Source organism: Nonomuraea sp. NPDC001636, assembly GCF_040298265.1.
GTDB lineage: Bacteria > Actinomycetota > Actinomycetes > Streptosporangiales > Streptosporangiaceae > Nonomuraea.
The window spans coordinates 249,335-256,451 of sequence record NZ_JBEOZT010000013.1; the positions used below are offsets into that span (position 1 = coordinate 249,335).

Genomic DNA, 7,117 nt, shown 5'->3' on the forward strand with positions numbered 1-7,117 from the left:
CATATGGGCGACGGGCCGGGCAATCCTGGTCCAGCGAGATCGCCCTTTATCCGAATTGAGCGTGCAAACACCTGTCCTTCGCGTGTCGAGATCGCGGCCCGCGGTCACGGCCCGTAATAGGAATCGTGCTTGAGGACACGTCGTGGCGCCTTCCGGGCCGTCCAGCACGATCGGGCGGTACAGGATCCCGGGAGGCCGCGCGGACCCTCCGCGTCCGAGCCACGGACGCCGGACCGGCAGGGCGCCCCTGAGGGGCGCCCGTCCGCACGCGACCCGAAAGCAAGGATCGCCTTGGACAGCAAACGCGTGCTCAGCGGCACTCTTCTCACTATCAGCGCGTTCGGCGTCAGCACCGGCCCGGCCTGGGCGGAGTCCCGGCCTCCGGTGATCAAGATGCGGACCTGGACAACGTCAGCGCAACCGAAGATCGCGGCCGTACGGCCCGCCGGAAGAAACAAGAAGATCGCCCTGGGACAGGTCGTCCAGCGCGCGTGGAACTACCGGGAGTTCCGCTGCCTGGACAATCTGTGGACCAGGGAGAGCAATTGGAACCACCACGCGCTCAACCGGTCGTCGGGCGCCTACGGGATCCCGCAGGCGCTGCCCGCGGGCAAGATGAGCGGCGCGGGCAAGGACTGGCGGTCCAACCCCGAGACGCAGATCCGCTGGGGCCTGGCCTACATCAAGGGAAGGTACGGCAGGCCCTGCGGCGCCTGGGGGCACTGGCAGTCGCACAACTGGTACTGATCTCGCGTGCCGGAGGGCATCCGGGACCGCCCGGGTGCCCTCTCTACTGGCCCGCGTGCACCGCGATGGCCTGGATGAGCAGTTCGACCCCGAACTCGAACTCGGCCTCGTGGTCGCACTCGGCCAGCAGCGGCGCCAGCGCGCTCACCTCGGGGAACAACGCCGGATCGACGACGGCGGCCTCGACCGTGCGGCTGTGGACGGGCGCGAACGTGGGCGTCACGCCGACCTCGCGCAGCAGCGAGCCCACGATGAAGGCGATGAACATGCGCAACATCCGGACGGCGTCGGGCCCGTCGAAGCCCGCGCCGCGCAGCGTGGCCAGCGCCCGCTCGACCGGCAGCAGCCCGGCGTGGGAGTGGAGCTGGCGGCTGACCACCACCATGGTCGAGCGCGGATGGTGATGGGCGATCTGCCGGAAGGCCCGCGCCTGCGCCCGCACCCGGTCGGTCCAGTGGGCGTCGGGGTCGTCGGTGAACTCGATGCCGCTCAGCACGCTCTCGGCCACGCCGTTGAGCAGCGCGTCCTTGTTCGGCACGTGGTTGTACAGGGACATCACGCCGACACCGAGCTCGGCCGCGATGCGGCGCATGGAGACCGCGTCGGCGCCCTCGCGCTCGATGAGGTCGATGGCCGCGGCCACGATGCGGGGCCTGGACAGGGGCTCGGTGGTCATAGCTCATTCTATTGACGCACGTACACCGTACGTGCAAGGGTCGAGCCGTGGACGTACACCGTACGTAATCCCCCTCGCGGAGGTCCCCCATGTCGACGCACGATCTCTACACCCTCCCCGCCGAGCTCTCCACCTGGGACGTCGGCATGGCCGGCGCCAGCCGGTTCACCTGGGAGTACGACGAGGGCCGCGACCGCATGCTGGCCTTGTACCAGAAGGGCAAGGACAAGCAGTGGGACTCGGCCAAGCGCATCGACTGGGACCTGGAGGTGGACCCGTACAACGTGCTCGGGATCCCCGACAACACGATCGCCATCCACGACACCCCGCTGTGGCACCGGCTCGGCCCCCAGCAGCGCCAGGACGTGCGGCTGCACGGCGCCGCCTGGCAGTTCTCCCAGTTCCTGCACGGCGAGCAGGGCGCGATGATCTGCTCGGCCCGGATCGTGGAGTCGGTGCCCGACCTGGACTCCAAGTTCTACGCCGCCACCCAGACCATGGACGAGGCCCGCCACGCCGAGACCTACGCCCGCTTCCTCCAGGAGAAGGTGGGCCTGGCGTACCCGATCAACGAGCACCTCAAGGCGCTGCTGGAGAGCACGCTCAGCGACTCCCGCTGGGACATGCCCTACCTCGGCATGCAGGTGCTCATCGAGGGCCTGGCCCTGGCCGCGTTCGGCGTCATGCGCGACATCACCACCAAGCCGCTGCCCAAGCAGATCCTCGCGTACGTGATGCAGGACGAGGCCCGGCACGTCGCCTTCGGCCGGATGGCGCTGCGCGACTACTACAGGAACCTGTCGGAGTCCGAGCTGCGCGAGCGCGAGGACTTCGTCATCGAGGGCTGCTACCTCATGCGCGACCGGCTGCGCGGCGCGGAGTCCTGGGAGCACCTGGGCCTGTCCAGGGCCGAGACCGACGAGGTCATGCGGGCCACCGACCAGTCGGAGTACCTGCGGCTGTTCCGCTCGCTGCTGTTCAGCAGGATCGTGCCGTGCGTCAAGGACATCGGGCTGTGGAGCCCGCGGCTGCAGCAGGCGTACGCCGACATGGGCGTGCTGGAGATGGCCGGGCAGTCGCTCGACGCCCTCATGAAGCAGGACGAGGACATCGCCGAGAAGCTGGACGAGGCCCGCTTCGCCGCCGAGGAGGCCGAGCGGCACGCCGAGGTCGCCGACACGATCGCCCTCGGCACGTCCGCCCCCTGACCGGCCCCGCCGGGCGGGCCGCCGGTTCTCAGCGCCCGCCGTGGAAGCGGCGGTGCAGTTCGTGCACCTGCCCGGCCAGCTCCGGGACGGGCCCGTCCACCGGGACGCCCGGCGCGACGGCGTTGACCGGCAGCGTGCTCACCGGCGGCGCGGGCACGCCCAGCTCCGCCAGCCAGTCGCCGAGCTGCGCCGAGGACGCCACGTAGACGATGCGCCCGAGGCCCACCCAGGCGTGGGCCGCCGCGCACATCGGGCAGTGCTCGCCGGAGGTGTAGACGGTGGCCGCCGCCCGCTGTTCCGGGGTCAGGTGGGCCGCCGCCCACCGTGCCAGCTCGAACTCCGGATGGCGGGTGCGGTCGCCCCCGGCCACCCGGTTGTGGTCCTCGGCCAGCACGGCGCCGTCCGCGGCGACCAGCACCGACCCGAAGGGCTCGTCGCCCGACTCCAGCGCCTCGGTGGCCAGCTCGACACAGCGCCGCAGGTACGGCAGTTCACTCTCGTCGATCATCGCGACTTCCCGTCCGGTGAGAATGGTGAGCGGAAAGGACAGCTCCGCCTTAGCCCGGGCCGCGCCCGAGCCGCAGGTGGCAGTGTGCCCGGCCGTCCGGGCGACGGCGGGCGCGGGGTCGCCGGACGCACCGTGAGGGTCTCGTTTCTGCCCGTAACCTGCAGAAACCCCCACATTTACCGCAAAAAATGGGTTGATCCCACGTATTAATCTGGATGGGATGCCTCCCGATACTGACACACCTCGCCGTCCCCTGCTCTCCTCCAACTCCCTGTGGCGGATGAAGTCCTACCTCCGCCCGTACGCCGCCAGACTGGTGCTCATCTGGCTGGCCGCGATCCTCAGCATCGCCGCGAGCATCGCGCTCCCCCTGATCAGCGAGAAGGTCATCGACGGTCCCGTCACGCGGGGCGACTCCGACGGGCTGCTCCCGCTCGGTCTCATCGCCCTGGGCGTGGGCGTCGTGGAGGCCGGGCTGATCTTCCTGCGGCGCTGGACCCAGGTCAAACCCGTCCTCGGGCTGGAGACCGCGATCCGCGACGACCTCTACGAGCACCTGCAGCGCCTGCCGATGGGCTTCCACGGCGACTGGCAGTCGGGCCAGTTGCTGTCGCGGGCCACGACGGACCTGTCCACGATCCGCCGCTTCCTCGGCTTCGGCATGCTCTTCCTGGTGATGAACGTCCTCCAGCTCATCACCGTGACCGTGCTCCTGCTGAACAAGTACTGGCCGCTCGGGCTGCTGGTGCTGGCCTCGGCCGTGCCGATCGTGTGGACGTCCCTGCGGTTCGAGAAGCGGTACATCAAGATCTCCCGCCAGGTCCAGGACGAGCAGGGCGACCTCGCCACGCTCGTCGAGGAGTCGGCCATCGGTATCCGTACGATCAAGGCGTTCGGCCGCCGTCACCACGTCTACGACCGCTACGACGAGGCGGCCCGCAAGGTGTACGGCAGCTCGGTGGACAAGGCCACCCTGTCGGCCCGGTTCTTCGCCTTCCTCGAAGTGATCCCCAACGTCACCCTGGCCCTGGTGCTGCTGCTCGGCGCGCTCGCGGTGGGCTCCGGCTCGATGACGCTGGGCACGCTGGTCGCCTTCACCACCCTGATGCTCCAGCTCGTCTGGCCGATCGCCAGCCTCGGCTACATCCTGGCCATGGCCCAGGAGGCGATGACCTCCGCCGACCGGGTCATGGAGGTCATGGACACCGTCCCGGCGATCGAGAGCGGCAGCCGCACGATCGAGCTGCCCCGCGGCCACCTGCGGTTCGAGGGCGTCGGGTTCGCCTTCCCCGGCGCGGACGAGCCGGTGCTGCGCGACGTCTGGCTGGACGTGCACCCCGGCGAGACGGTCGCGATCGTGGGCGCGACCGGCGCGGGCAAGACCACGCTCACCGCGCTGGTGCCCCGGCTGCTCGACGCCACCACGGGCCGCGTGACCATCGACGGCGAGGACGTGCGCGACCTCGACCTGACCACGCTGCGCTCGCTGGTGGCCACCGCGTTCGAGGAGCCGACGCTGTTCTCGATGAGCGTGCGCGAGAACCTCATGCTCGGCCGGCTCGACGCCACCGAGGAGGAGCTGGCCGCCGCGATCGCCACCGCCCAGGCCGGCTTCGTGTACGACCTGCCCTGGGGCCTCGACACCCGCATCGGCGAGCAGGGCCTGTCGCTGTCCGGCGGGCAGCGGCAGCGGCTCGCCCTGGCGCGGGCGGTGCTGAGCAGGCCGCGGGTGCTCGTCCTCGACGACACCCTGTCCGCGCTCGACGTGGAGACCGAGGCGCTGGTGGAGGAGGCGCTGCGGCACGTCCTGCGCGAGGCGACCGGCATCGTGGTCGCCCACCGCGCCTCGACCGTGCTGCTGGCCGACAAGGTGGCGCTGCTGCGCGACGGCACCATCACCCACGTCGGCCGCCACCACGAGCTGCTGGCCGACGTGCCCGAGTACCGCGAGCTGCTGGCCCAGGACGCCGACTTCGACCCCTCGGAAGGAGCCCTGCGATGACCACCACCGCCCCCGTCTCCTCCTGGCGCGGCGTCGCCTCCGAGGAGCAGGACGAACTGCCGGAGAAGGTGTCGGTGCTGCTGCGGGAGCGCTCCCGCAGGCTGCTCGGCGACCTCCTGCGTCCCTACCGCAAGGCCATCGCGCTGCTCACCGCGATCATCGTCGTCTCGAACGCCGCGGCGCTGGCGATCCCGTACCTGGTCAAGGTGGGGATCGACGACGGCATCCCGCCGATGACCCGCGGGTCGGGGCCGTCGATCCTGCTGATCGTGGTCGGCGTGATCCTGGTCGCGGCCGTCACCCAGGCGCTCACCCGGCAGGCGTTCCTGCGCCTGTCGGGGAAGATCGGCCAGAGCGTGCTGCTGGAGCTGCGCAGGCGGGTGTTCGACCACTTCCAGCGGCTGTCGCTGAGCTTCCACGAGAAGTACACCTCGGGCCGGGTCATCTCCCGGCTGACCTCCGACATCGAGGCCATCTCCGAGCTGCTCCAGTCGGGCTTCGACGGGCTGGTCAAGGCGGTGCTGACGATGTTCGGCACGGCCGCGCTGCTGCTCGTCCTCGACGTGCACCTCGGCCTGGTGGCGCTGGTCCCGCTGCCGCTGCTGCTGCTGTTCACGCGCTGGTTCCGACGCCAGTCGGTGATCGTCTACCGGCGGACGCGGGAGACGGTCGCCCTGGTGATCGTGCACTTCGTGGAGTCGATGACCGGCATCCGCGCGGTGCAGGCGTTCCGCAGGGAGCCGCGCAACCAGGAGATCTTCGCCCAGCTCAACGACGACTACCGGGACGCCAACGCGCGCAGCATGGTCCTGGGCGCCGAGTTCATGTTCGGCATCAAGCTGATCGGCAACCTGACCGTGGGCGGGGTGCTGCTCTACGGCGGCTACCTGGCGATCCAGGGCGAGGTCACGGTCGGCGTGCTGGCCGCGTTCCTGCTGTACCTGCGGCAGTTCTACGAGCCGATGCAGGAGCTCAGCCAGTTCTACAACACGCTGCAGTCGGCGGGCGCGGCCCTGGAGAAGCTGTCGGGCGTGCTGGAGGAGGAGCCGGGCGTGCCGGAGCCGCGCCGCCCCGAGCCGCTGCCCCAGCAGGCCCGCGGCATGGTCCGCTTCGAGGACGTGCGCTTCGCCTACGTCGAGGAGATGCCGATCCTGCCCGGCCTCGACCTGACGATCCCCGGCGGGCAGAGCGTGGCGCTGGTCGGCGCGACCGGCGCGGGCAAGACGACGCTGGCCAAGCTGATCTCCCGCTTCTACGACCCGACCGCGGGCCGCGTGCTGCTCGACGGGGTCGATCTGCGCGACCTGGACGAGACGACGCTGCGCCAGGCCGTCGTCATGGTGACGCAGGAGAACTTCCTGTTCAGCGGCACGGTCGCGGACAACATCAGGTTCGGCCGGCCGGACGCCACCGACCGGCAGGTCCGCGAGGCGGCCAAGGCGATCGGCGCGCACGAGTTCGTCGCCGGGCTGCCCGACGGCTACGACACCGAGGTCGGCAAGCGCGGCGGGCGCATGTCGGCGGGCCAGCGGCAGCTCATCGCGTTCGCCAGGGCGTTCCTCGCCGACCCCGCGGTGCTCATCCTCGACGAGGCCACCTCCAGCCTCGACGTGCCGAGCGAGCGGCTGGTGCAGCGGGCGCTGCGCACGATCCTCGCCGACCGCACCGCGCTGATCATCGCCCACCGGCTCTCGACCGTGGAGATCGCCGACCGGGTGCTGGTGATGGAGGCCGGCCAGGTCGTCGAGGACGGGCCGCCCGACCGGCTCATCGCCGCCTCGGGCCGCTTCGCCGGGCTGCACCGGGCCTGGCTGGAGAGCCTGAGCCAGTGACCACGACGCCGTCGGCCCACCGCGCGAGCGGCGGGCCGGCGCGCTAGTGGCAATGCCGGGAAGTTAAGGGCTTTGGGCTGCTGTCAACTGGTGTTCGGTGAGGACGTTGATGGTGGTGCTCGCGCGGTGGTTGGTGCGGTCGAC

The 7,117-nt window shown here is 70.5% G+C and carries 6 protein-coding genes; 4 read left to right on the plus strand and 2 right to left on the minus strand.

The window, feature by feature from the left end; genetic code table 11:
• The first annotated feature begins 291 nt into the window (after window positions 1-291).
• Window positions 292-747, plus strand: coding sequence for an aggregation-promoting factor C-terminal-like domain-containing protein (locus ABT158_RS24980; protein WP_352324905.1), 456 nt, complete (start codon window positions 292-294; stop codon window positions 745-747).
• A 43-nt stretch (window positions 748-790) separates the two neighbouring features.
• On the opposite strand, the gene ABT158_RS24985 is transcribed toward ABT158_RS24980, so the two are convergent.
• The gene (locus ABT158_RS24985) at window positions 791-1,423 is read right to left on the minus strand and encodes a TetR/AcrR family transcriptional regulator (RefSeq protein ID WP_352357184.1); all 633 of its coding nucleotides are present in this window, start codon (window positions 1,421-1,423) and stop codon (window positions 791-793) included.
• 89 nt (window positions 1,424-1,512) lie between these two features.
• Here ABT158_RS24985 and ABT158_RS24990 point away from each other — a divergent pair, with 89 nt between their 5' ends.
• The gene (locus ABT158_RS24990; RefSeq protein ID WP_352357186.1) at window positions 1,513-2,631 is read left to right on the plus strand and encodes a ferritin-like domain-containing protein; all 1,119 of its coding nucleotides are present in this window, start codon (window positions 1,513-1,515) and stop codon (window positions 2,629-2,631) included.
• A 28-nt stretch (window positions 2,632-2,659) separates the two neighbouring features.
• Here ABT158_RS24990 and ABT158_RS24995 read toward each other — a convergent pair whose 3' ends face one another.
• The gene (locus ABT158_RS24995; RefSeq protein WP_352357188.1) at window positions 2,660-3,139 is read right to left on the minus strand and encodes a nucleoside deaminase; all 480 of its coding nucleotides are present in this window, start codon (window positions 3,137-3,139) and stop codon (window positions 2,660-2,662) included.
• Window positions 3,140-3,359: 220 nt separating this feature from the next.
• Here ABT158_RS24995 and ABT158_RS25000 point away from each other — a divergent pair, with 220 nt between their 5' ends.
• Together ABT158_RS25000 and ABT158_RS25005 are read left to right on the plus strand one after the other, a co-directional pair.
• Window positions 3,360-5,141: an ABC transporter ATP-binding protein gene (locus tag ABT158_RS25000; RefSeq protein WP_352357190.1), complete on the plus strand. Its 1,782-nt coding sequence runs from the start codon at window positions 3,360-3,362 to the stop codon at window positions 5,139-5,141.
• Window positions 5,138-6,973 (plus strand): ABC transporter ATP-binding protein, encoded by a 1,836-nt coding sequence (locus tag ABT158_RS25005; protein WP_352357192.1) that lies wholly within the window; start codon window positions 5,138-5,140, stop codon window positions 6,971-6,973. The genes ABT158_RS25000 and ABT158_RS25005 overlap by 4 nt, the downstream gene beginning before the upstream one ends.
• Window positions 6,974-7,117: the final 144 nt, after the last annotated feature.

Excerpts from the sequence above, each read along its gene's own strand:
- ABT158_RS24995 (WP_352357188.1), bottom strand. The coding sequence starts at position 3,139 with ATGATCGACGAGAGTGAACTGCCGTACCTGCGGCGCTGTGTCGAGCTG.
- ABT158_RS25000 (WP_352357190.1), top strand. The coding sequence starts at position 3,360 with ATGCCTCCCGATACTGACACACCTCGCCGTCCCCTGCTCTCCTCCAAC.
- ABT158_RS24985 (WP_352357184.1), bottom strand. The coding sequence starts at position 1,423 with ATGACCACCGAGCCCCTGTCCAGGCCCCGCATCGTGGCCGCGGCCATC.
- ABT158_RS24990 (WP_352357186.1), top strand. The coding sequence starts at position 1,513 with ATGTCGACGCACGATCTCTACACCCTCCCCGCCGAGCTCTCCACCTGG.
- ABT158_RS25005 (WP_352357192.1), top strand. The coding sequence starts at position 5,138 with ATGACCACCACCGCCCCCGTCTCCTCCTGGCGCGGCGTCGCCTCCGAG.